This window comes from Flavobacteriales bacterium (genome assembly GCA_016715895.1).
Taxonomy (GTDB): domain Bacteria; phylum Bacteroidota; class Bacteroidia; order Flavobacteriales_F; family PHOS-HE28; genus PHOS-HE28.
In genome coordinates this window covers 1279420-1303209 of the sequence record JADJXH010000004.1, presented here as the reverse complement: position 1 = coordinate 1303209, position 23790 = coordinate 1279420, and the positions used below count along the sequence as shown (strand labels likewise).

General features: G+C 65.2%; 20 protein-coding genes. 18 read left to right on the top strand and 2 right to left on the bottom strand.

Annotation, left to right across the window (positions count from 1 at the left end; translation table 11 throughout):
- Positions 1 to 175: 175 nt before the first annotated feature.
- The 18 genes from IPM49_14260 (at position 176) to IPM49_14175 (ending at position 21567) form a co-directional block, all read left to right on the top strand.
- Positions 176 to 769 (top strand): bifunctional nuclease family protein, encoded by a 594-nt coding sequence (locus tag IPM49_14260; GenBank protein MBK9275686.1) that lies wholly within the window; start codon positions 176 to 178, stop codon positions 767 to 769.
- 157 nt (positions 770 to 926) lie between these two features.
- Complete coding sequence (locus IPM49_14255) at positions 927 to 2465, top strand: sodium-dependent transporter (protein ID MBK9275685.1); 1539 nt, start codon at positions 927 to 929, stop codon at positions 2463 to 2465.
- Positions 2466 to 2477: 12 nt separating this feature from the next.
- Entirely contained in the window at positions 2478 to 2618 is a 141-nt protein-coding gene (locus IPM49_14250; protein ID MBK9275684.1) for a hypothetical protein, read from the top strand.
- Positions 2619 to 2645: 27 nt separating this feature from the next.
- The gene (locus IPM49_14245; protein ID MBK9275683.1) at positions 2646 to 3710 is read left to right on the top strand and encodes a flippase-like domain-containing protein; all 1065 of its coding nucleotides are present in this window, start codon (positions 2646 to 2648) and stop codon (positions 3708 to 3710) included.
- Between the two features lie 4 nt (positions 3711 to 3714).
- Positions 3715 to 5112 carry a Na+ dependent nucleoside transporter gene (locus IPM49_14240; protein ID MBK9275682.1) on the top strand — a complete coding sequence of 466 codons (1398 nt, stop codon included), beginning with the start codon at positions 3715 to 3717 and terminating at the stop codon, positions 5110 to 5112.
- 41 nt (positions 5113 to 5153) lie between these two features.
- Entirely contained in the window at positions 5154 to 6770 is a 1617-nt protein-coding gene (locus IPM49_14235; GenBank protein MBK9275681.1) for a hypothetical protein, read from the top strand.
- 79 nt (positions 6771 to 6849) lie between these two features.
- Positions 6850 to 8346: a chloride channel protein gene (locus IPM49_14230; protein ID MBK9275680.1), complete on the top strand. Its 1497-nt coding sequence runs from the start codon at positions 6850 to 6852 to the stop codon at positions 8344 to 8346.
- 11 nt (positions 8347 to 8357) lie between these two features.
- Positions 8358 to 9152 carry a thymidylate synthase gene (locus IPM49_14225; protein ID MBK9275679.1) on the top strand — a complete coding sequence of 265 codons (795 nt, stop codon included), beginning with the start codon at positions 8358 to 8360 and terminating at the stop codon, positions 9150 to 9152.
- Positions 9149 to 9664, top strand: a complete 516-nt coding sequence (locus tag IPM49_14220; GenBank protein ID MBK9275678.1) for a dihydrofolate reductase — start codon at positions 9149 to 9151, stop codon at positions 9662 to 9664. The genes IPM49_14225 and IPM49_14220 overlap by 4 nt, the downstream gene beginning before the upstream one ends.
- A gap of 56 nt (positions 9665 to 9720) precedes the next feature.
- Positions 9721 to 10518, top strand: coding sequence for a hypothetical protein (locus IPM49_14215; GenBank protein MBK9275677.1), 798 nt, complete (start codon positions 9721 to 9723; stop codon positions 10516 to 10518).
- 195 nt (positions 10519 to 10713) lie between these two features.
- Positions 10714 to 11841 (top strand): histidine kinase, encoded by a 1128-nt coding sequence (locus IPM49_14210; protein MBK9275676.1) that lies wholly within the window; start codon positions 10714 to 10716, stop codon positions 11839 to 11841.
- Positions 11838 to 12614: a response regulator transcription factor gene (locus tag IPM49_14205; protein ID MBK9275675.1), complete on the top strand. Its 777-nt coding sequence runs from the start codon at positions 11838 to 11840 to the stop codon at positions 12612 to 12614. Before IPM49_14210 ends, IPM49_14205 begins: the two co-directional genes overlap by 4 nt.
- 90 nt (positions 12615 to 12704) lie before the next feature.
- Positions 12705 to 13787 (top strand): DUF2911 domain-containing protein, encoded by a 1083-nt coding sequence (locus tag IPM49_14200; GenBank protein MBK9275674.1) that lies wholly within the window; start codon positions 12705 to 12707, stop codon positions 13785 to 13787.
- A gap of 105 nt (positions 13788 to 13892) precedes the next feature.
- The gene (locus tag IPM49_14195) at positions 13893 to 16424 is read left to right on the top strand and encodes a PIG-L family deacetylase (protein MBK9275673.1); all 2532 of its coding nucleotides are present in this window, start codon (positions 13893 to 13895) and stop codon (positions 16422 to 16424) included.
- A 67-nt stretch (positions 16425 to 16491) separates the two neighbouring features.
- Positions 16492 to 16863, top strand: coding sequence for a four helix bundle protein (locus tag IPM49_14190; protein ID MBK9275672.1), 372 nt, complete (start codon positions 16492 to 16494; stop codon positions 16861 to 16863).
- Positions 16864 to 16935: 72 nt separating this feature from the next.
- Positions 16936 to 18687: a sodium:solute symporter gene (locus IPM49_14185; protein ID MBK9275671.1), complete on the top strand. Its 1752-nt coding sequence runs from the start codon at positions 16936 to 16938 to the stop codon at positions 18685 to 18687.
- A 163-nt stretch (positions 18688 to 18850) separates the two neighbouring features.
- Positions 18851 to 20764, top strand: coding sequence for a T9SS type A sorting domain-containing protein (locus tag IPM49_14180; protein ID MBK9275670.1), 1914 nt, complete (start codon positions 18851 to 18853; stop codon positions 20762 to 20764).
- 77 nt (positions 20765 to 20841) lie between these two features.
- Complete coding sequence (locus tag IPM49_14175) at positions 20842 to 21567, top strand: SDR family oxidoreductase (protein MBK9275669.1); 726 nt, start codon at positions 20842 to 20844, stop codon at positions 21565 to 21567.
- 58 nt (positions 21568 to 21625) lie between these two features.
- Here IPM49_14175 and IPM49_14170 read toward each other — a convergent pair whose 3' ends face one another.
- On the bottom strand, positions 21626 to 22462 hold the full coding sequence (locus tag IPM49_14170) for a DUF2911 domain-containing protein (protein ID MBK9275668.1): 837 nt from the start codon (positions 22460 to 22462) through the stop codon (positions 21626 to 21628).
- 50 nt (positions 22463 to 22512) lie between these two features.
- Positions 22513 to 23754: an ATP-dependent Clp protease ATP-binding subunit ClpX gene (gene clpX, locus IPM49_14165; GenBank protein ID MBK9275667.1), complete on the bottom strand. Its 1242-nt coding sequence runs from the start codon at positions 23752 to 23754 to the stop codon at positions 22513 to 22515.
- Positions 23755 to 23790: the final 36 nt, after the last annotated feature.

Here is a 23790-nt window from a genome sequence, read left to right as displayed (position 1 = left end):
TAGGTGAGGGCCGGCAGGTGGTGCGCCATTGCGAACAGCGGCACATCCTGTGGCCGCCCCGAACACCTCCCTCGCGGGAATATCAGTGGCCCACCGCGAGTTGAACGGCCCACGGCCTGCTCCTGAATTACCAACTGGCTGCTCCTCCCTATCTTCACGGCCCCGCACGGAGAGGATGGACAAGGTCGAGCTGAAGTTCCTGCGCATCACCTACAGCCACACGCACGCCGGTGCCTACGCGCTGATCCTTGCGGAGGCACAGGGCGAGCGGCGTCTGCCCATCATCATCGGCGGGGTGGAGGCCCAGGCCATCGCCATCCAAGTGGAGAACATCAAGCCGGCCCGCCCCCTCACCCACGACCTGTTCAAGAACCTGAGCGACACCCTGGGCGTGGGGCTCAAGGAGGTGATCATCAACGACCTGGTGGAGGGCATCTTCCACGCCAAGCTGGTGCTGGAGCAGAACGGCCATGAAGTGGAGATCGACGCGCGCAGCAGCGATGCCATCGCCCTGGCGCTGCGCTTCCAGTGCCCCATCTTCACGTACGAGTTCATCATGGGCGCCGCCGGGCTGAAGGTGGAGGAGGGCGAGGAGGGCAAGGAGGAGGGCACCGCCGAACCCGTGGAGCGCGGCAAACCCGCCAAGGGCATCAAGGCCAGCAGCATCGAGGAGCTGAAGGAGCTGCTGGAGAAGGCCCTGCACGACGAGGATTACGAGCGCGCCAGCAAGATCCGCGACGAGATCAAGCGGAGGGAGCAGACGAACTGAGGCGCGTGGGCATCCGGGCCCGCATCCGCTGAGGCCGGCTGCGGAAGTGGAGAAGTGCGCGAGCTGGAAGCTGGTGGCCAATGTGGAGCGGTGCGATCACGCTGACCGGGCGCCGTTGGACCGAACTTCTATCTTGTCGCCCACGAAACACGACCGCATGTCCAAGACCGAATCGTGGGGTTCGCGCGTGGGGCTCATCCTGGCCATGGCGGGCAATGCCGTGGGGCTGGGCAACTTCCTGCGCTTCCCCGTGCAGGCCATCCAGAACGGCGGCGGCGCCTTCATCATCCCCTACCTCGTCTGCTTCCTGCTGATGGGCATCCCCCTGCTGTGGATCGAATGGAGCATGGGCCGCTTCGGCGGGCGCTCGGGCCACCACAGCACCCCCTTCATCCTGCACAACATGGACCCCAAGCGGGCGCTGTGGAAGTACGTGGGCGTGTTCGGCATCTTCACCAACATCGCCGTGGCGGCCTACTACTGCTACCTGGAGAGCTGGACGCTGAGCTACATCTGGCACAGCATCTCCGGAACCTTTCTGGACATGGGCGCCGACGGGGTCGCGGCCTTCTTCACGAGCTACGTCGATATCGGGGTCAGCACCACGGGCATCCCGTACGAGGCCATCTGGTTCTGGCTGCTCTGCCTGCTGCTGAACACGTGGATCCTGAGCCGCGGCCTCAGTGGCGGGGTGGAGAAGATGGCCAAAGTGGGCATGCCCCTGCTGATCATCTTCGGCCTCTTCCTGGCCATCCGTGGAGTGACCCTGAAAGCCGGTGAGCACGGTGCGGTGAACGACGGCACGGTGGGCCTCAACTTCCTGTGGACGCCGGACTACAGCAGCATCTGGAAGCCCAGCGTGTGGCTCGCCGCGGCGGGGCAGATCTTCTTCACCCTCAGCGTGGGCATGGGCAGCATCCAGTGCTATGCCAGCTATGTGCGCAAGAAGGATGACATCGCCCTGAACGCCATGAGCGCCGGTTGGATGAACGAGTTCGTCGAGGTGGTGCTGGGCGGCGCCATCATCATCCCCATCGCCATCGGCTACCTGGGCATCGACAAGGTGAAGGAGCTCACCGCCACCGGCGGGCTGGGCCTCGGTTTCAAGACCCTCCCCTACCTGTTCACGCAGTGGGGGCCCTGGCTGTCGGCCATCGCCGGCGTGTGCTGGTTCGGCCTGCTCTTCTTCGCCGGCATCACCAGCAGCCTGGCCATGGGCACCCCGGTGATGGGCTTCCTGCAGGACGAGTTCGGCTGGAAGCGCGGCCCCTCCGCCTGGATGTTCGGCCTGGTGGTGCTCGTGCTCGGCCTGCCCACGGTGCTGTTCTTCGAGCACGGGGTGTTCGACGAGTACGACTACTGGGCCGGAACGGTGAGCCTGGTGGTGTTCGCCCTCTTCGAGGTGATCCTGTTCGCCTGGGTGTTCGGCATGGACAAGGGCTGGGCGGAGATCAACCTGGGCGCCGACCTGCGGCCGCCTCCGGTCTATCGCTTCATCATCAAGTACGTGACCCCGGCGATCCTGGCCGTGGTCTTCCTGGGCTCCCTTCCGGGCATCTGGGAGAAGATCACCGCACCGGCCAGCCCCTACCTGCACGCCTCACGCCTGCTGCTGCTCGGGCTCTACCTCGGCATCGCCCTGCTGGTGCGCAAGGCCTACCTGAAACGCAAACGCCACGCCCACGGCCTGGTCTGATCCGCGCACGCCATGAACACCTCCGCGCTCATCCTCATGCTCGCCGCCGTGCTCACCGTGACGGGCTTCATGGCCTACTTCTTCTTCCGGGTGCTCACCACCCCGCCCAAGCCCGAGCCGGACAGCTACAGCGAGAACGACCCCGAGCCCTAGGACCCTCGCCGTCCCCAAGCCCGCCGCATGTCGGACGACGTCCGTTCCTTCCTCCGCTCCTTCAGCCTGGGCAAGGTGCTGCTGCCGGTCTTCATCGGCCTGGGCATCACCGCCTTCCTCATCTTCCGCGGCAGCGACCTCAGCGCGCTGGACGGTGTGCGCTGGACCTGGGTGAGCACCCTGTGGATCGCGCTCGCCTTCGGCAGTGTGGTGGTGCGCGACTACGCGTACATGGTGCGCATCCGCCACCTCACCGACCGGAGCCTCACCTGGTGGCGCACCTTCGTGGTGATCATGCTCTGGGAGTTCAGCTCGGCGCTGGCGCCCGGGCTCATCGGCGGTGGTTTCCTCTTCGCCATCTTCATCCTCAGCCGCGAAGGCGTCGACACCGGGCGCAGCATCACCGTCATCACCTTCACCAGCTTCCTGGACGGCATCTTCCTGGCGGTGATGGCCCCGCTGATGGTGCTGCTCGTGGGGCAGGACGCGCTCTTCAGCGGCGTGGGCGTGGGCACCAGCGTGTGGGGCAGCAGCGTGTTCCTCGCCTTCTGGGCCGTCTACATCATCATCCTGGCCTACAAGCTCTTCGTGGCCTACGCCCTCTTCATCAACCCGGTGATCGTGAAGCGCTGGCTCGTGGGCCTCTTCAGCATACCCGTCCTGAAGCGCTGGCGCCGCAACGCCGTCACCACGGGCGACCAGCTGATCACCGCCGCCACCGGCCTGCGCAGCAAAAGCTGGAGCTACTGGTGGCCCGCCCTCCTGGCCACCTTCGCCAGCTGGACCGCCCGCTACAGCATCGTCAACTGCCTGGTGCACGCCTTCCGTGACGGCCAGCCGGTGGACGACCTGCTGCTCTTCGGCAAGCAGGTGATCATGGGCATCCTGGTGCTGGTGAGCCCCACCCCCGGCGGCAGCGGCCTGGCGGAGTTCCTGTTCAACGACCTGCTGGGCATGTTCATCCCCCTGGGCCTGGCCCCCGCGCTGGCCCTGCTGTGGCGCCTCATCAGCTACTACCCCTACATCCTGGCCGGTGCCATCCTCCTGCCGCGCTGGATCCGCCGCAACCTGTTGCACCTGGGCAAACCCTGACCGCATGCTCACCCACCGCATCACCCCGCGTTCCCTGGCCGCACCAGCCCTCCTGCTGCTCACCGCCCTGCCCCTGGCCGCGCAGAACGGCGGACCCGCACCGCTCACCGGACCCAGCGCCATGGGCATCGGCCGCGGCCTGCTCGGCATGGCCGCCCTCATCGCCATCGCCTGGCTGTTCAGCGCCCGGCGCGGCCAGGTGAACTGGAAGGTGGTGGGCATCGGCCTCGCCTTCCAGCTCCTGCTCGCGCTCGCCGTGCTCTACGTGCCCGCCGTCCAGTTCGCCTTCGACATCGTGGGCCGCATGTTCGTCAAGGTGCTCGACTTTACCAAGGCCGGCAGCACCTTTCTGTTCCGCGACCTCATGGACGTGCAGAGCTTCGGATTCATCTTCGCCCTGCAGATCCTGCCCACCATCATCTTCTTCAGCGCGCTCACCAGCGTGCTCTTCTACCTCGGCGTCATCCAGAAGGTGGTGTACGCGCTGGCCTGGGCGCTGAACAGGACCATGCGGTTGAGCGGCGCCGAAAGCCTGAGCACCGCGGGCAACATCTTCCTCGGCCAGACCGAGGCCCCGCTGATGGTGAAGGCGTACCTGGACAAGATGAACCGGTCGGAGATCTTCCTGGTGATGGTGGCCGGCATGGCCACGGTGGCCGGCGGCGTGCTCGCCGCCTACGTGGGATTCCTGGGCGGCGATGATCCCGTGCAGCGGCTCTTCTTCGCCAAGCACCTGCTCACCGCCAGCGTGATGGCCGCCCCCGGCGCCGTGGTGGTGGCCAAGGTGCTCTACCCGCAGACCGAGGCCTTCGACAGCCAGCTGCGCGTGGGCATGGACCAGGTGGGCAGCAACTTCCTGGACGCGATCGCCAATGGCACCACCGAAGGCCTCAAGCTCGCCGCCAACGTGGGCGCCATGCTGCTGGTGTTCTTCTCCTTCATCGCCCTGTTCAATTATGTGTTCCTGAAAGTGGGCGCCGCCACGGGAATGAACGCCTGGATCGCAGGCATCTCACACGGCAACTTCAAGGGGCTCTCGCTGGAGTTCATCCTCGGCTACACCTTCGCACCCCTGATGTGGCTGATGGGTGTGGCCACCGAGGACATCACGCTGGCCGGCCGGCTCGTCGGCGAGAAGCTCATCGCCAGCGAATTCGTGGGCTACGAGAGCCTGGCCCAGCTGAAGGCGGCCGGCTCCTTCGCCCACCAGCGCAGCATCGTGATGGCCACCTACATGCTCTGCGGCTTCGCCAACTTCGCCAGCATCGGCATCCAGATCGGTGGCATCGGCTCGCTGGCCCCCGGCCGCCGGCAGTGGCTCAGCGAGTTCGGGTTCCGCGCCCTGCTCGGCGGCTCCCTCGCCAGCCTGCTCAGCGCCACCATCGTGGGCATGATGATCTAGGAGCCCCGGCCACCCGAGCGCCTTCCCTGCGTCCTCCTCCCATGACCCGCATCCTGCTCCTGTCCGCCGCCCTGTTGATCGCCGTGGCGGCCTGCTCCCAGCCCGCCGCACGCGTCGGCGAACCCTTCACCCGCAGCTTCAAGAACGCCCAGGGCGACCAGCACGCCGTGGTGGACGGGCTGCTGCCCGCCGATGGACACGCGCTGCTCTACCTGGAGGAAGGTCCCGCGCACAAGGTGGTGCGCCTGGACGCCCAGCTGAAGCCCGCCGAGGAGGTGGTGCTGAAGGACGTGCTGCTGGACGGCGTGAAGTGGAACGGCGTGATGCCGGTGCTGCGCGGCGACGTGATGGAGGTGCTGCTCCTGAGCCCCGGCAAGAAGGGCGCCGACCTCGGCGTGGCCACCGTGGGCGGCTCTCCGCTGGCGCTCTCGGGCTTCCGCCGCATCACCTCCTTCGGCCACGCCTGGGCCGTGGACCCCGCCAGCAGCCTCGCCCGGCGTCCGCTGCCCGACCCCATCCTCTTCAGCCTCGGCCTCACCAGCGCGCACAGCGAACGCCTGCTCCGCTCCCCCGATGGCGCCCACCAGCTCCTGAACATGTACACCAGCAAGGGCAAGGATGGCAAGCAGCTGTGGATGGCCATGCTGGATGGCGACCTGCGCGAGGAATGGAGCGCCGTGGCCACCCTGCCCTGGCCGGCCGAGCAGGCCCGCATCCACCAGATGGCGCTTACCAACGACGGCCGCGTGCTCCTGCTCGCCTATGTGTTCCGCTGTGAGCAGGAGCAGATGGGCGACAAGAACTGCCACGAGCTGCACTTCACCACCATCAGCGACCAGGGCCGCACCGTGAAGGACGTGCTGGTGGACAAGGACTTTGTAAGCACGGCGCGCTTCTGCGAACGCACCGACGGACGCATCACCCTGGCCCTGCGCTACGGCGCCCTCACCGGCATCCCCGGCCAGGTGGTCACCTTCGATCCGCAGGACCCCAAGCTGAAGCCCACCCCGCTGGTGGATCAGCGCCTGGCCGGCGTGCGCAAAGCGAAGCTCACGGCCTTCGGCAGTGTGGACGGCGATCCGAACAAGGCCGCTTCCGTGCGCGCCAAGCTGCCCGACGAGGTGGTGACCCTGCTGCCCGCGTGGGATGGTGGCACCGTGCTCCTGGAGGCCTTCGTGGACAATGAGTTCCAGCTGCCCGTGGGCGATGCCATCGCCATGCGGCACTTCTGCGGCATGCTGCGCGCCAGCTACCTGGACGCCACCGACACGGTGCGCTGGCAACGCACCCTCGACCGGGCCTACCTCACCACCGCTGGTCAGGCCTACGAGTCCGCCGGCCTGCGGCTGGATGCCGACGGGATCACCCTGGTGTACGGACACACCCCGAAGGGGCTCGCCGGCATCCTGGCCAGCGGAGGCGAAGGCGACGGCAAGGCCCCGCTGCCCGAGCCCGGCGTGCTGAAGGCCGTGCGCGTCGACCGCAGCGGTGAGGTGGTGCGCCAGGGCACCGCCTGGATGCCCGAGGGCGGCCTGGCCGCCTGCCCCATGACCGCCGTGTTCGATCATGACGGGACACACGCCCTGCTGAAGGCCTATGACCGGGGGACCACCTACCGGTACGTGCTGGTGGACCTGCAGCGCGTGGGCGCCGAATGAGGCCCTGTCCATGCCGCGTTGTTGGTAGCACCCTCATCCGCTGCGCTGGCCTGGCGCTGAAGCGGGCCACCTTTGCGGCGTGCCGTCCGCTCCGCCACCTTCCCCTTCACGCCTGATCGAGCGCCTGCAACGGCAGGTGACCTCGTCCTTCGCCTGGCTGGGCCGGAAGGTGATGAACAGCCGCATGAAGGAGCTCACGCTCCTGACCCTGCCCTACCAGGTGGCCGCGGTGATCACCGCCCTCATCGCCGTGGGCTACGCCAAGCTCTTCGGCCTGGTGGAGGAGGTCCACACCTGGGTCATCGGCCTGCACCCCGACTGGATCTTTGTGAGCGCACCGCTCTCCTTCCTCCTCAGTTGGTGGCTGGTGCGGCGCTTCGCCCCCATGGCCGGGGGCAGCGGCATCCCCCAGCTCATGGCCGCCATCGAGGTGGCCAACGACAAGGCCACCGACCGCAGCTGGCGCTTCCTGAACGTCCGCATCATCCTGGTGAAGATCGCCAGCAGCCTGGCCATGGTGATGGGCGGTGGTGCCGTGGGCCGCGAAGGTCCCACCCTCCAGATCGCCGGCAGCGTGTACCGCACCGTGCACAAGCTGCTTCCTCCCTTCTGGCCCAAGGTGAGCCGCAAGGTGATGATGGTGACCGGTGGTGCGGCAGGCCTCAGCGCCGCGTTCAACACCCCGCTGGGCGGGATCGTGTTCGCCGTGGAGGAGCTCACCCGCACCCACATCGCCCAGTTCCGTACCGCCGTCCTCACCGCCGTGATCCTGGCCGGCATGACCGCCCAGCTCATCCTGGGACCCTATCTCTTTCTGGGCTATCCCAAGCTGGAACCCGTCGGCTTCAGCTTCATGTACAAGGTGCTGGCCATCGGCCTCAGCGCCGGAGCCGCCGGAGCGCTGTTCTGCAAGGCCCTGCTGCTGTTCGACAAGTGGCGCAGATCGCTCAAGGGGCCCGGGGCACAGGCCCTTTTCGCCGTGGGATGCGCGCTCGCCTTCGCCCTCACGGTCAAGTTCGTGGGCACCTTCGCCCTGGGCAGCGGAAAACACCTTCTGGAAAGCTACCTCTTCGATGCCCGGGTGGACCCTGGATGGCGCGACATCATCGCCCGCGTGCTTGGGCCACTGCTGAGCTTCAGCGCGGGCGGGGCAGGCGGCATCTTCGCCCCCAGCCTCGCCGGTGGCGCCGCCATCGGGGGATGGATCGCCCAATGGTTCGAACCCAGCCGGGGTGAGTTCAACGTGCTGGTGCTCGCCGGCATGACCGCCTTCCTCACCGGGGTATCGCGCTCCCCCTTCACCAGTGCCATCCTGGTGCTGGAAATGACCGACCGCCACAGCGTGATCTTCCAGCTGATGTACGCCGCCATGGTGGCCTACCTCATCAGCCATGGCATCGACCGCAGAAGCTATTATGAGCGCATGAAGCTCCGGCTTCTCGCCGCGCTGCCGGGCAACAACGGCAAGGACAGCGCCGGCGGACCGTCCGCGCGCAACGGCACCAAACGACCGCCCGCACCCGACCCGAACGACGAGGAGCCCCCTTCATCCACCTCGGGTTACGGCCTGGGCTAACTTCGCGGCACATGCAGCCCTACCACGACCTCCTGCGCCGCATCCTGGACCATGGCGTGAAGAAGCACGACCGCACCGGCACCGGCACCCTCAGTTGCTTCGGCCACCAGATGCGCTTCGACCTCGCCGAGGGCTTCCCCCTGGTGACCACCAAGAAGCTGCACGTCAAGAGCATCATCCACGAACTGCTGTGGTTCCTGGCCGGCGACACCAACGTGAAGTACCTGCGCGACAACGGCGTGCGCATCTGGGACGAATGGGCCGATGCCAACGGCGACCTTGGGCCGGTGTACGGCTACCAGTGGCGCAGCTGGCACACCCCCGATGGCCGCGTGATCGACCAGATCGCCAACGTGGTGGAACAGATCAAGCGCAACCCCGACAGCCGCCGCCTCATCGTCACCGCCTGGAACCCCGCCGACGTGGACCGCATGGCCCTGCCCCCCTGCCACACCATGTTCCAGTTCTACGTGGCCGAAGGGAAGCTCAGCTGCCAGCTCTATCAGCGCAGCGCCGACGTCTTCCTCGGTGTGCCCTTCAACATCGCCAGCTACGCGTTGCTGACCCAGATGGTGGCCCAGGTCTGCGGCCTGAAGCCCGGTGAGTTCGTCCACAGCTTCGGCGATGTGCACCTCTACACCAACCACATCGACCAGGCCCGCCTGCAGCTCACCCGCGAACCACGGCCCCTGCCCCGCATGGAGATGGACCCCGGCATCACCGACCTCTTCGCCTTCCGCTTCGAGCACTTCACCCTGAAGGACTACGATCCGCACCCGCACATCAAGGCCGAGGTCGCCGTATGATCGTCAGTGCCATCGTCGCCGTCAGCGCCAACGGGGTCATCGGCCGCGAGGGTGACCTGCCCTGGCACCTGCCGGACGACATGGCCTTCTTTCAGCGCACCACGCGCGGCCACTGCGTCATCACCGGCCGCCTGAACTGGGAGAGCATCCCCGCGCGTTACCGCCCGCTCAAAGGCCGCACCAACATCGTGGTGAGCCGCAACCCGGCCTACGACGCGCCCGGTGCCGCGGTGGTGGGCAGCATGGAGGCCGCCTTGGAACACGCCCGTGGGCTGGGGGAACAGGAAGCCTTCCTCATCGGCGGCGGCCAGCTCTACCGCGAGGCCCTGGCCAAGGAACTGGTGGACCGCATCTACCTCACCCGGGTGCACGCCGAATTGGACGGCGACACCCATTTCCCCCCGCTGGGTCCCGGCTGGCGCGAGGTGTGGCGCGAGGAACACCCCGCCGACGAGCGCCATGCCCACGCGTTCACCTTCCTTCGGCTGGAGCGGGAGGAGGGCCGGGCATGAACGGATCAAACCAGGATCCCGTTATACGGTCCTAAGGACGAACCAACCCACCCGACATGAAGCGCCACCTGCTCGCCACCTCCGCCCTTGCCCTGCTGGCCCTCACCGCCTGCCGCAAGGAGACCACCGATCCGGTGAACAACGACTACACCGCCGCGATCGACAACAGCCTTGCCGAATCGATGTTCAATGACATGCTCAAGCAAGCCGATCAGGCCGCCGAAGAGGGCGGTGTGCGCGGCATGATGGACGCCTGCATCGACACCATCGTCATCGACACCACCGTGATGCCCCGCACCATGCTGATCGACTTCGGACCGGTGAACTGCACCTGGCAGGACGGTCGGGCCCGCCGCGGCAGCATCCTCGTGACCTTCACCGGCCCCTACCGCGCCGTGGGCACCGTGATCACCATCACCCCGCAGGACTACTACGTGAACGACCACAAGGTGGAGGGCAGCAAGACGGTGACGAACCTGGGGCCCAACGGCGATGGTCACACCCAGTTCAGCATCGCCGTCAGCGGCACCATCACCGCCCCCAACAACGCGTGGACCAGCACCCATACCGCCAGCCGCGTGCGCACCTGGATCCAGGGCGAGGAGACGATGACCCCGTGGGACGATGTGTACCTGATCACCGGAAGCGGCAGCGGCACCAACCGCAACGGCGTGCCCTACACCCTCACCATCACCCAGGCCCTGCGCGTGGAGGTGGGCTGCTGGCATGTGGTGAGCGGCACGCTCGAGATCACCCCGCAGGGGCTCGCCACCCGCTACGTCGACTTCGGCAATGGCTCCTGCGATGGCACCGTCACGGTCACCGTCAACGGCTTCACGTTCACGTTCGGCTAGGTCCCTTCCCCCTCCCACCGAACGCTTGGAAGGCCCTTCGGGGCCTTCCTCCGTTCCCGGCCATCCCAACCGTTCGTCCCTGTCCGTCCCTTCCGGAGCCGTTCATCACGTTCGCGTTGGTGCCGCCGGGGGGTGGGGATAGCTTGGCCATCCGGTGACAGGTCGTATGCCCTGTCCCCATCCGTTCAGGGCCCCATGAACTACTTCCAGCGCACGCCGATCAGCTACCGCATCGTGCTGGGGAGCGCCCTGGTGATGGCCACGCTCTTCCTGCTGCAGGCCTACATGCATCACTTCGTGTACGCGGAGCTGAAGGACATGGGCGAGTTCCGCTGGTGGCGCGAGGCCCCCGTGCCGTACCTCAACTTCCTGTTCTGGGCCCTGCTCGCCCCGCTCGTCTACACCATCCTGAAGCGCTGGCCGTTCAGTGGACGCCCCTGGGGGCCCGTGCTCTTGCTGCACCTCGGCGTGGCCCTGGTGATCGCGGCCTTCCACGAGGCCTCCACCTCCTGCATCTACTACGGCATCCTGCACTGGCGCGGCGAGTTCGACTTCAGCGACCCCGGCATGCGCAGCTGGGCCCTCAGCGCGCTGCCCCCCGCCATCCTCAGCCGCTTCATGGAGTACGGCGTGCTGATGGGCGTGCTGGTGGCCCTGGACAACGCGCGCATGATGCGCGAGAAACAGACCCAGCTCATGAAGCTGCAGAACGAACTGCAGAAGAGCCAGCTCAACGCGCTGAAGAAACAGTTGCAACCCCACTTCCTCTTCAACACCCTCAACACGGTGAGCGCATTGATGGACCAGGACACCGGTCGCGCCCGCACCGTGCTGAGCCGGCTCGGGCAACTGCTGCGCATCACCCTCGACAAGGAGCAGCGCGACCGCGTGCCGCTCGCCCGCGAGATCGATCACATCGGCCATTACCTCGGCATCGAGGCCGTGCGCTTCCAGGACCGTCTGCATGTGGACTACGACATCCCCAGTTCCTGTGCCGACGCCGAGGTGCCCAGCATGATCCTGCAACCGCTGGTGGAGAACGCGATCAAGCACGGCCCCGGCTTCACCAGCGAACGCGTGGACATCGCCGTCACCGCCGAGCGCCGCAACGGAAGCCTGCACATCGCCGTGCGGGACAACGGACGCGGCTGCACGGACGTCGAACGGGCGGTGGCAGGCAGCGGCATCGGTCTGCGCAACGTCCGTGAGCGGCTGCGGCTCCTCTATGGCGATGCGGCGGACATGCAGGTGTCCTCCCCCGGCGGCCAAGGCTTCACCGTGCACCTCACCCTCCCGTTCAAGCACAACGGATCAGCATCATGAAACACATCCGCACCCTCATCGTGGACGACGAGCCCATCGCCCGCGCACGCCTCGCCCGCCTGCTCGCCCAGGACCCGGAGATCGAGGTGGTGGGCGAATGCCGCAACGGCCACGAGGCCCTGGAGTCGGTCGCCAAGCACCGCCCCGACCTGCTCTTCCTGGATGTGCAGATGCCCCAGATGAACGGCTTCGAGGTGGTGCAGCAGATCCCCCGTGAACGCCTGCCCTTCGTGGTCTTCGTCACCGCCCACGACCAATACGCGCTCAAGGCCTTCGACGTCAACGCCGTGGACTACCTGCTGAAGCCTTATGACGACGAGCGCTTCTTCACCTCCCTGGAACGGGCCAAGCGGCACCTCGACATGAACGTGAACAGCCGCCTCACCGGCAAGCTGATGGACCTGGTGCGGGAGCATATGCACGCCAACAGCGAGTTCATCGAGCACTTCACCATCAAGGAGAAGGGGCGCGAGCACAAGGTGAACGTGGCCGACGTGGTGTACATGCGCGCCGAGGGCAACTACCTCTGCCTGCAGCTCAAGGACCGGCACTTCCTGCACCGCATGACGATGAACGCCGTGGAGACCGAGCTCGACCCCGGCCGCTTTCTGCGCATCCATCGCAGCTACATCGTGAACATGGCCCACGTGCGCAACAGCCGGTACAGCGGCAACAACGAGTTCATCTTCACGATGGCGAACAACGAGCGCATCGTGAGCGGGCGCTCCTACAAGGAACAGATCGCCAAGGTGCTGGCGGAGCAAGTGGTGTAGCTCCGCCGTCCGTCCCGTGCTCAACCGCCCGGATGCACCAGCGCACCGGGCATGGAGCGGACGCCTAGCTTCAGGGGCAAACCCCTTGTCATGCGCAACATGCTACTCCCCATCGCCCTTTGTGGGCTGAGCCTGGTCCTGACCCCGGTCCGTTCGACAGGACAATATTCACAGCTGGACCTTCCACGGGAAAGCCAAGCGGGTACGGTCATCCAGCGCATCGGCACCACCGACCTTACCGTACGTTACAGCCGTCCCAGCGTGAAGGGCCGTGCGATATGGGGCGAGATCGTGCCCTATGGCGAGATCTGGCGCATGGGCGCGAACGAGAACAGCACTTTCACGTGCACTGACCCGATCACCATCGAAGGGCGATCGCTCGCGGCCGGCACATACGGCATCCACGCGATCCCGCAGAAGGACAAGTGGACCATCATCCTGAGCAAGGACCACACGGCGTGGGGATCGTACTTCTACAAGAAGGAGATGGATGCCGCTCGCTTCGACGTGACGCCGCGCGCCTGTGCGATGACCAAACAGGTGACCTATGAATTCACCGATGTGACGGTGGATGCCAGCACGCTCGTGCTGCGCTGGGAGAAGCTCGAGGTGCCCATGCGCATCAGCGTTGATGTGCACGGCATCATAGTCGCCGGGCTCGACGCGCAGCTGCGCGGATTGGGGGCATTCGGATGGGAGACCTGGTACGAGGCCGCGCACTACTGCCACGCCGAGCAGATAGCGCCCGAGAAGGCCATGGCCTGGGTGGACCGCAGCATCGCCCGCCAGCCCAACTTCGAGAATCAGACCCTGAAGGCCACGATGCTGGAGGAGCAGGGGAACACCGCAGAAGCAGCTGCGCTGCGCAAGGCGATGATCGATGGCGCGACGAACGCCCAACTGAACACCTACGCCTACCAGCTGGCGAACCAGGGTGAACTGGATGAGGCGATCAAGATGTTCGAGCTGAACGCCAGACGCCATGCGGACGACCCGAACGTGCATGACAGCCTGGGCGAAGGCTACATGATGGCCGGCAACACCGCAGCAGCGGTCAAGGCCTTCAAGAAAAGCCTGGGCATGAACCCTCCCGAGAACGTGAGGGCGAACTCGTTGAAGTGCCTCCAGAAGATGGGAGTGGATACGAGCCCCTGGGAGGCGAGCAAGCGCTAAGGCCCGGCCACCGGCTCTTCGCGAGCGCGTACCGGCGGCATCCCCTCGCCTCGACCCGCCCAGTGCGGTGCAGGCCGCAGCTGGCCACCGATATACCTTGGCGCCATGCGTTTCCGCTCGTCCCCTGCACTGCGCCTTTCGGCGGTCGTCCTCGTTCAACTTTCGGCATTCAGCTTTCAGCTTTCAGCGCAGCGCCCCCCCGCCCAACCCCACGCCGCCGAGATCCTGCACCGCATGCAGAAGCTCCAGGTGCTGGGCAGCGTGCTCTACATCGTGGCGCATCCCGATGACGAGAACACGCGCCTGATCGCCTGGCTGGCCAACGGCAAGAAGGTGCGCACCGGCAACCTCAGCCTTACCCGCGGCGATGGCGGACAGAACCTGATCGGTCCCGAGCTGGGCGATGCGCTGGGTATCATCCGCACGCAGGAGCTGATGGAGGCGCGGCGCATCGATGGCGGCGAACAGTTCTTCACCCGCGCGGTGGACTTCGGCTACAGCAAGAGCGCGGCCGAGAGCTTTGAGAAATGGGGCAAGCAGGAGGTGCTGAGCGATGTGGTGCGCGTGATCCGCATGTTCCGGCCGGACATCATCATCACCCGCTTCGCGCCCGACCGCAGCGCAGGGCACGGCCACCACGAGGCCAGCGCCATCCTCGCCGAGGAAGCCTTCGATCTGGCCGGCGACCCCAAGGCCTTTCCGGAGCAGCTGGAGCAAGGATTGGAAGTGTGGCAACCGCGCCGCCTCTTCTTCAACGGCAGCACCTGGTGGAAGAAGGACCTGGCCGAGATCGCGAAGAGCGACCCCGACTGGTTCAGCGTGGACGTGGGCGGCTACGACCCGCTGCTGGGCCTGAGCTACACCGAGATCGCCGGGCGCAGCCGCAGCATGCACAAGAGCCAGGGCTTCGGCGCGGCGGAAACGCGCGGGGAGCAGCTGGAGTACCTCAAGCTGGTGAAAGGCGACCGGCCGAAGACGGAGGACATTTTTGAGGGGATCGATATGACGTGGGGAAGGGTGAAGGGGGGTAGTGCGATCACTAATGCGATTCAAGAAGCCAATACTTCATTTCAACCGGCTCGACCATACGGATCGATACAGCAGCTCGAAAAGATCAATGAAACAATGCACAATTGCATTGTCCACGATAGCCCATTCGGTTACAAGCTGAATGACCTGAACACGCTTGCTTTAGCGTGCACCGGTGTCGTGACCGAAGCCCTATCGGCTAGCCCTTATGTTTCTGTCAGTGACTCTGTGGCCACCACTCTCAGTGTCATCAATCGCAGCCCCGGTAAAGTAGCCGTGTATGAAGTAGGCTTCGATTGTAATGGCTGGAAAAATGAGGTGCCCTCGTTTTTCGATCAACAATGGTCGGAGGCGCTCACCTGTCGATTAGGCAGCGTGACATCCCCGTATTGGCTTGACAAAACCCACGGAGGCCTGCACGCGATCAATGATCATTCCCGAATCGGCTACCCCACATGGAATGCTCAACGCTCTGCTCGGTTGAGTTTGTCCTATGAAAACGTCCCTCTCAATTCCGCTCCAATAGTCGCCTACAAATGGGTCGACCGCGTGGCAGGCGAGCGCATCCGGCCGGTGTACGTTACGCCCGTGGCCTCGGTGATCCCGAAGAGTGATGTGCTCATTGCGCGTGGCGGTCCGCAGTCCATCACCGTTGAAGTGGAAGCGCTCACCGACAGCCTTACCGGTCAACTGAGCGTGACGCTGCCCGAAGGCTGGGCCACCACCAAGGACCTGAAGCTGGTGAACATCGCCCAGCGCAATGAGCGCCAGAGCTTCACCTATCAGTTGATCCCCGGCGACAACGCCAAGCCCGGTGCCGTCAAGTTCAGCTTCACCGGACCCAAGGGCACCGCCGACCGCACGCTGCACGAGATCGACTACCCGCACATCATGCCCCAGGTGTACTACACACCCGCCGAAGCGAAGCTGGCGCCACTGGATGTAAAGACCACCGCCAAGCGCGTGGGCTATGTGAAGGGCGCTGGCGATGAGGTGCCGCAAGCCATGGACCAGCTCGGTGTGGTTGTCGAGTACATAGAGCCTTCCACCGCGAAGCTGGAGGAACTGAAGAAGTACGACGCCATCGTCACTGGCATCCGCGCCTACAACGCCACCAAGGGCATGAAGGAGCTTCACCCGCTGCTGCTGAAGTATGCAGAGGAAGGCGGTACGCTCATCGTGCAGTACAACACCACGCCGCGCTTCTTCTCCGGTGCCAGCGATTTCCAGATCGATCCCGCCACATTGGGCCCGAAGCCGTTCAGCATCTCGCGCGGTCGTGTCACCGTGGAGGAAGCGCCACCCACCTTCCTCGCGCCCAAGCACCCGCTGCTCACCACGCCGAACGCCATCTCCGTTACCGACTTTGAGGGCTGGGTGCAGGAACGCGGCCTCTACTTCGCCAGCGACTTCGGCACGGATTACACACCGCTGATCGCATGGAACGATCCGGGTGAGGAAGCACTCAACGGCGCGCTGATCGTGACCGACCATGGCAAGGGGCGCTTCATCTACACAGGCATCAGCTTCTTCCGGCAGTTGCCGGCGGGGGTTCCGGGTGCGTACAGGCTGTTCGCCAATCTGATATCACCTCGGGGTGGTAAGTGAATGTAAAATGTAGAATGAAGAATGTATAATGTAGAATGTAAAATGTAGAAATTCAAACTGCTGGGGTATGGAAAGGAAGTACGATCTCGAGGAGCGATGCTGTGTGTTTGCAGCGGCAGTAGTGAAGCATACCGACAATATGCCTAACACCAAGTCCGGAAATCATCTCGCCGGGCAATTGCTCCGCAGCGGAACGGCACCAGCGCTCCACTATGGCGAAGTACAAGGGGCTGAATCCCCGAAGGACTTCATCCACAAGATGAGCGTTGCGCTGAAGGAGCTGCGCGAATCGAAGAACAACCTGCGGGTGCAGGTGCTCAGAGGGATGATGGACATCAAGAACAACGAGCATGCCTGGCTGATCCAAGAGTGCGGCGAGCTGGTCGCCATCTTCACCGCCAGCATCAAGACAGCAGAACGCAACAACCCAAGGAAGTGACGCCGACCTTGCAGGTCGCCACATTCGCACTTCTACATTCTACATTTTACATTCTTCATTCCGTCCCTCCCGATGCACTGGCTCGACTGGCTCATCCTCCTCGGCACCCTCGGCTTCATCGTGGGCTACGGGGTGTGGCGCACGCGGCGGGAGACCAGCAGCGAGAGCTACCTGCGCGGCGGTGGCGATGAGCGTTGGTGGGCGGTAGGGCTCAGCGTGATGGCCACGCAGGCCAGCGCGATCACCTTCCTCAGCACACCGGGTCAGGGCTACCTCGATGGGCTGGGCTTCGTGCAGTTCTACTTCGGACTGCCACTGGCCATGCTGGTGATCAACCGTGTGTTCATCCCGCTCTACTACACGTGGAAGGTCTACACCGCCTACGAGTTCATCGGCAAGCGCTTCGATGCGCGCACGCGGCTGCTCACCGCGGGACTCTTCCTCATCCAGCGCGGACTGGCGGCCGGCATTACCATCTACGCGCCCAGCATCATCCTCAGCAAGGTGCTGCACTGGCCGCTCAGCTGGACCTGCGTCTTCATCGGCACGCTGGTGATCCTCTACACCACCACCGGCGGCGCCAAGGCCGTGGGCGTGACGCACAAGCAGCAGATGGCCGTGATCTTCGGCGGGCTCTTCGTGGCCTTCGGGCTGGTGGTGTGGTACCTGCGCGAGCACATCGGTTTCGTGGAAAGCCTGCAGCTGGCCGGTGCCCTCGGCAAGACCCAGGTGATCGACACCAGCTTCGACCCCGTCAACAAGTACACGTTGTGGAGCGGCCTCATCGGCGGCTTCTTCCTGCAGCTGGCCTATTTCGGCACGGACCAGAGCCAGGTGCAGCGCTACCTGAGCGGGCAGAACGTGCAGCAGGCCCAGCGCGGACTGTGGATGAACGCGCTGCTGAAGATCCCCATGCAGTTCTTCATCCTGCTCACGGGTGTGCTGGTGTTCGTGTTCTACCTGTTCAATCAAGCGCCGGTGCATTGGAACAGCGCGAACGTGGAGGCGATGCGATCAGATGATCAGATGATCAGACGATCAGATGATGGAAATGCGACGCCCGATCGAAACACCCGTAGCGTCGACCCAATGGGTCGACCTACCGAGGTGCAAGCACAACATGCCACCAATGCCGCCGAGATCAGCATTGCCGCCAATGAATGGGTGACCGCCCACCGCGCCGGCGAGCCCACGGACAACGAACAACTGACAACCGCCCTGGCTGAGGACAAGCGCCTGCGCGAAGCCTACCGCGCCGAGCTGAAGTCCACCCTCCCCGCCGCCGAGGCCAACGACAAGGACTACATTTTCATCACCTTCATCATGGACCACATGCCCATCGGGATCATCGGGCTGCTGCTGGCCATGATCTTCAGCGCGGGCATGAGCAGCACCAGTGCGGAACTGAGCGCGCTGGCGACCACCAGCGTGGTGGACGTGGTGAAGAAGGAACGCACGGACGGCGAGCAGGTGCGCGCCACCAAGTGGGCCACGGTGCTCTTCGGGCTGCTGGCACTGGCCTTCGCGGCGCTGTTCTCGCTCTTCGAGAACCTCATCCAGGCGGTGAACATCATCGGCTCATTGTTCTACGGCACCATCCTGGGCATCTTCCTGGTGGCCTTCTTCCTGAAGCGGGTGGGCGGCACGGAGGTGTTCATCGCGGCACTGGTGGCGCAGGCCGTCATCCTGTTCATCCACTTCTCCGAGATCCAGATCGCCTTCCTGTGGTACAACCTCATCGCACCGGCGATCGTGGTGGTGCTGGCGGTGGCACTGGAGGCCCTTCTCCACCTGGGTGGGCCGGGCTTCCGGCGCCCGAGCTGATCGACGAACCCACCCAGAGGATCGACGAATACCCGGAGAACCGGCAGGTGACCAAGGGTGGTCGATCTCCTGACCGCTGCAGGCGCGGGATGGATCGTTCGATCTTCCGCGAACGGTGTTACCTTTCGGCCTCAACGGACGCTAATCCCCTAACCAACCTCAGATGAAGAAGACTTTCCTCTCCCTTCCCCTGATGGTCGGCTCCGTTGCTGTGATGGCCCAATCGGCCGGCACCGGCAACGGGAACGACTTCAAGGGCTACGTGAAGCAGCATGCCGCCGGTTCGTACACCACCCCGGCCCCGAGCCACCTGCGGCCCAGCTTCGAGGCGCTGCGCGCCGTGCCGTTCTGGACCGAGGATTTCTCCGGAGGCGCTGTGCCCGCTGGCTGGACGAACGAGGACAACCTGACCCCGCTCGGCACCGACAGCGTGTACTTCGTGTGGAGCAATGACCCGTCGGCCGTTGGGGTGGCCGCCCTGGGCTACCAGCCCTCCTCCACGTTTGGGGCCAGCACGGCCTCCAACGGCTACCTCTGGGCCAACTCGGACCGCGGTCTCAGCACCTCCCCGGGTGCGGACCACCTGACCGAGCTCACGACCGGGGCGATCGACTGCAGCGGCCAGCCCACCGTGCTGCTCACCTTCGAGAGCCTGATCGGTGTGTTCGACTACGACGCGTCCACCAACGTGAAGGTGCAGGTGAGCACCGACATGATGACCTGGACGGACTTCGTGCCCTTCCCCTGCCTGCTGACGGGTTCCGCCGCACCCCCGTGCTCGCGCTGGAGCGCCAACCCCCAGGGCATCGCGCTGGACATCACCTCCGTGGCCGCCAACCAGGCCACCGTGTACCTGCGTTTCCAGTGGCTCGGCGGATGGGAATACTTCTGGGCCATCGACGACCTGGCGCTCAGCAATGTGCCGGATTATGGTCGCGTGGTGGATTTCGGCTTCGTCTCCCACACGGGTGATGGCACCGAGTTCGGCATCATCCCCCGTCCGCAGCTCACCAACACCTTCTTCCTGGGCGGCCAGCTCCGCAACATCGGCGTGAACCCCCAGACCAACCTGGTGATGACCGCCACGGTGACCGCTCCTGGTGGTGGCACCGCCTTCAGCGCCACCTTCAATGCCGGTACCGTGAACCCGGGTGACACCGTGGTGATGGACGAGGCCGTGACCCTGCCCGGTGGCCTGGCCGAAGGCACCTACACCATGAACCTGACGGTGACCTCGAACGAGGACGCCCTGGAGGATGATCCCAGTGACGACACGGCCGAGCGCACCTTCGCCCTGAACGACCTGACCTACGCGCTGGACGGCCTGGGGATCCACAGCGGCACCGAAGTGACCTCCGCCATCGGCACCGCCACCTTCACCGACGCCACGGACAACGTGTTCTGCCTGAACTACTTCAAGATCGATGAGGCCGTGGATGTGTACGGCATCACGGTGGACATCACGGCGAACAGCACCGAGGGCGGCCTGCTCGTGGCGAGCATCCACGACTCGGTGCCTGTGCTCGACAACGACGACGTGTTCAACCCGCTGGTGACCAGCTTCGACTACACCCTGACGGCTGCTGACGTGGCCGCCGGTGTTGTCACGGTCACCTTCTCCAGCCCCTACACCATGCAGCCGGGCGCGTATTACGCCGGTGTGGAGCTCTTCAGCAACGGCGGCACCAACGATGTGGCCGTGGTGGACGACGCCACCGTGCCCCAGCCGAGCATCTCTGCCGTGATCAACATCCAGGGCACCGCGCCGGGCACCTACACCAACGGCAACGCCTTCGCCATCCGCCTGGCGATGGACCCCACGATCGGCGTGAGCGAAGTGGAGGGTCCGGAGTTCAGCATGTTCCCCAACCCGACCAACGACGGGCTGGTGCAGGTGATCACCGCCAACACGGAGAACCACACCATCGAGGTGCTGAACGCATTGGGCCAGACCCTGCAGACCGGCCGCTTCACCGGCCGCACCACCGTGGACCTGGGCGCCTACGCCAGCGGCATGTACACCATCCGCGTGGGCAACGCCACCGGCACCACCACCCGCTTGGTGAACCGTCAGTAAGGATCGTCGTTCCCCTGAATGAAAGCCCCCGGCCATGGCCGGGGGCTTTCTCATTCCTCCCCGGTTAGCTTCGCGCCATGCCTGGATGGGACCTGAACGGCAGACGCGCGCTGGTGACCGGCGGAACACGCGGGATCGGCGCGGCCACTGTGGCGGAGTTGCGCGACCTGGGCGCCGACGTGATGCTTGCGGCCCGGACCCGCAACGGAGACCCCGCGTGCATCGCCGCCGACATCACCACCGCGGAAGGCCGTGCCCGCATCGTTGATGCGGTACAGGGGCGTTGGGGTGCCCTGGACATCCTGGTGAACAACGCGGGCACGAACATCCGCAAGCCTTGGACGTACCTGGGGCCGGCCGAGCAGGAGGTGGTGGTGGGCACCAACCTGCTGGGGCCTGCCGAGCTGTTGCGCGCACTGCACCCGCTCCTGGCGCGGGGTCATGCGCCGTGCGTGGTGAACGTGGCCAGCGTGGCCGGCTTCGTGGACGTGGGCAGCGGTGCCGCCTATGCCTTGAGCAAGGCCGCCCTGCTCCAGCTCACCCGCAGCCTGGCCGTGGAGTGGGCCGCTGATGGCATCCGCGTGAACGCCGTGGCCCCGTGGTACATCCGCACGCCCCTCACCGCGCCGGTGCTGGCGCAACCGGAACGACTTGAACGCATCCTGCAGCGCACCCCGCTGAGGCGCGTGGGCGAGCCCCCGGAGGTCGCCGCCGCCATCGCCTTCCTCTGCATGGACAAGGCCTCCTTCATCACCGGGCATTGCCTGGTGACCGACGGCGGACTGTTGAGCCTGGGGCTGTAACGAGGGTGCATGAAAAAGCCCCGCCGCGGCGGGGCTTTTTCATCCGATCGGGAACCGATCACTTCTTCGACCACTCCTCGATCCGCGCCTTGTTCATCTTCACGTAGCTCGGGTCATTCTCCTTCTGGGCCATCGCCATGCTCTCGTTGGCCGTGGCCACGGCCTCCTTGTACTTGCCATTGGCGGCCTGGCACAGCGCGAGCGTGTGCAGCGTCCAGTATTTCTTGTCCATCGACACGGCCTTCTCCGCCCAGCCCAGTGCCTCGGGCAGCATCACACCCTTGTCCACGCAATAGCGGGCGCTCCGGCTGTAGTTGCCGGCCTTCAGGTCGGGCTTGGCCATCGTGGCCTTGATGTTGGCCAGGGCCTGCTCGGTGGCGTCAGCGGCCAGCTCGATGCCCACGCGGGTGTTCTCCCAGCGCAGTTCCAGCATCGCCTTGTCGTCCCTCACCCCGTCGAAGCCGATCGTGAGGGTCTCCACATGATCCGTGGTGCTCATCGGTTTGGCATTCACCCGGGCCACGTCCTTGTCGGCCGTGTAGCCGTCGGTGCCCCACAGGCTGGTGTCCGTGTTGAGGATGAAGGTCCACTCACTGGCGCCGGGGATGGTGAACAGGCAGTAGGTGCCCTTGGCGACCACCTTTCCGCCCACGGTCACGGGGCCGTCGAGCTCCACGCGCGTGCAGGCGTTGGCACCCGTGCGCCACAGCTCGCCGAAGGGCACGAGGTCACCGAAGACCTTGCGCCCCCGTGCACTGGGACGGGAGTAGTCCACTTCCACCTCGGTGAGGCCGATGACCTGCTCCACCTCGCCGGGCGGGCTTGGCTGTGGCAGTTGTTGGGCAAAGAGCGCAGCGGGGAGCGCCGACGCGAGGAACAAAAGGGTGCGTTGCATGACAAAGGTCGTTGGGGGGGCGAAGGTAACCCGCCCGGCCCGCCCGGACCTCAGGCCACCTTCAACTGGCTCATCCGCGAGCGGTCGAACTTCTCGCGGGCATAGCCCAGGGTCACGCGCAGTTCGGCGGGACGTTCGCCCGAACCGGGCATCTCATACATCGCGTCGGTCATGATGGCCTCGCAGATGCTCCGCAGGCCGCGGGCGCCCAGCTTGTACTCGATCGCCTTCTCCACGATGAAGTCCAGCACCTTCTTGTCGAAGCCGAGCTTCACCTTGTCCATCTCAAAGAGCTTCACGTACTGCTTGATGAGCGCGTTCTTCGGCTCCGTGAGGATGCGCCGCAGGCTCTCCTTGTCGAGCGGGTCGAGGTAGGTGAGCACCGGAAAGCGGCCGATGAGCTCGGGGATGAGGCCGTAACTGCGCAGGTCGAGCGGGCTCACGTACTGGAGCAGGTGCTCATCGTTCACGCGCGCGCTCTCGCGGCTGGCGCTGTAGCCCACGGCCGTGCTCTTCACCCGCCGGGCGATGATCTTGGCGATGCCGTCGAACGCACCGCCGCAGATGAACAGGATGTTGCGCGTGTCCACCTGGATGAGCTTCTGTTCCGGATGCTTGCGGCCGCCCTGCGGAGGCACGCTGACGGTGCTGCCCTCCAGGAGCTTCAGCAGGGCCTGCTGCACACCCTCGCCGCTCACATCACGGGTGATGCTGGGCGTATCGCTTTTGCGGCTGATCTTGTCGATCTCGTCGATGAACACGATCCCGCGCTCGGCTTTGCTCACATCGTAGTCCGCCGCCTGAAGCAGCCGGCTGAGGATGCTCTCCACGTCCTCGCCCACATAGCCCGCCTCGGTGAGCACGGTGGCATCGGCGATGCAGAAGGGCACATTGAGCATGCGGGCGATCGTGCGCGCCAGCAGCGTCTTGCCCGTGCCCGTCTCCCCCACCAGGATGATGTTGCTCTTCTCGATCTCCACCTCGTCGTGACCGGCGGCAGGCTTCTGCAGCAGCCGTTTGTAGTGGTTGTACACCGCCACGCTCAGCACCTTCTTGGCCTCATCCTGTCCGATCACGTACTCGTCCAGCATCCGCTTGATGTCCGCAGGACGCTGCAGGATGAGGCTGCCCTCGATCTCGGTGCGCGAGCGTTGGCTGAGCTCTTCGCTGATGATGTTCTGCGCCTGCGCGATGCAACTGTCGCAGATGTGGCCGGTGATGCCGGCGATCAGCACGTTGGTGTCCTGCTTGTCGCGCCCGCAGAACGAGCACTTGATCTCTTTCTTCTCCATGGGAAGGGGGAACGCCCGCGGGCAGCCCGGCCAAGA

What these genes read in the sequence shown, in the direction of transcription:
- IPM49_14250 (MBK9275684.1), top strand. Translation starts at nt 2,478, where the DNA reads ATGAACACCTCCGCGCTCATCCTCATGCTCGCCGCCGTGCTCACCGTG.
- IPM49_14245 (MBK9275683.1), top strand. Translation starts at nt 2,646, where the DNA reads ATGTCGGACGACGTCCGTTCCTTCCTCCGCTCCTTCAGCCTGGGCAAG.
- IPM49_14185 (MBK9275671.1), top strand. Translation starts at nt 16,936, where the DNA reads ATGCACTGGCTCGACTGGCTCATCCTCCTCGGCACCCTCGGCTTCATC.
- IPM49_14190 (MBK9275672.1), top strand. Translation starts at nt 16,492, where the DNA reads ATGGAAAGGAAGTACGATCTCGAGGAGCGATGCTGTGTGTTTGCAGCG.
- IPM49_14215 (MBK9275677.1), top strand. Translation starts at nt 9,721, where the DNA reads ATGAAGCGCCACCTGCTCGCCACCTCCGCCCTTGCCCTGCTGGCCCTC.
- IPM49_14225 (MBK9275679.1), top strand. Translation starts at nt 8,358, where the DNA reads ATGCAGCCCTACCACGACCTCCTGCGCCGCATCCTGGACCATGGCGTG.
- IPM49_14255 (MBK9275685.1), top strand. Translation starts at nt 927, where the DNA reads ATGTCCAAGACCGAATCGTGGGGTTCGCGCGTGGGGCTCATCCTGGCC.
- IPM49_14180 (MBK9275670.1), top strand. Translation starts at nt 18,851, where the DNA reads ATGAAGAAGACTTTCCTCTCCCTTCCCCTGATGGTCGGCTCCGTTGCT.
- IPM49_14260 (MBK9275686.1), top strand. Translation starts at nt 176, where the DNA reads ATGGACAAGGTCGAGCTGAAGTTCCTGCGCATCACCTACAGCCACACG.
- IPM49_14240 (MBK9275682.1), top strand. Translation starts at nt 3,715, where the DNA reads ATGCTCACCCACCGCATCACCCCGCGTTCCCTGGCCGCACCAGCCCTC.
- IPM49_14175 (MBK9275669.1), top strand. Translation starts at nt 20,842, where the DNA reads ATGCCTGGATGGGACCTGAACGGCAGACGCGCGCTGGTGACCGGCGGA.
- IPM49_14220 (MBK9275678.1), top strand. Translation starts at nt 9,149, where the DNA reads ATGATCGTCAGTGCCATCGTCGCCGTCAGCGCCAACGGGGTCATCGGC.
- IPM49_14205 (MBK9275675.1), top strand. Translation starts at nt 11,838, where the DNA reads ATGAAACACATCCGCACCCTCATCGTGGACGACGAGCCCATCGCCCGC.
- IPM49_14210 (MBK9275676.1), top strand. Translation starts at nt 10,714, where the DNA reads ATGAACTACTTCCAGCGCACGCCGATCAGCTACCGCATCGTGCTGGGG.
- IPM49_14195 (MBK9275673.1), top strand. Translation starts at nt 13,893, where the DNA reads ATGCGTTTCCGCTCGTCCCCTGCACTGCGCCTTTCGGCGGTCGTCCTC.
- IPM49_14200 (MBK9275674.1), top strand. Translation starts at nt 12,705, where the DNA reads ATGCGCAACATGCTACTCCCCATCGCCCTTTGTGGGCTGAGCCTGGTC.
- IPM49_14235 (MBK9275681.1), top strand. Translation starts at nt 5,154, where the DNA reads ATGACCCGCATCCTGCTCCTGTCCGCCGCCCTGTTGATCGCCGTGGCG.
- IPM49_14170 (MBK9275668.1), bottom strand. Translation starts at nt 22,462, where the DNA reads ATGCAACGCACCCTTTTGTTCCTCGCGTCGGCGCTCCCCGCTGCGCTC.
- clpX (MBK9275667.1), bottom strand. Translation starts at nt 23,754, where the DNA reads ATGGAGAAGAAAGAGATCAAGTGCTCGTTCTGCGGGCGCGACAAGCAG.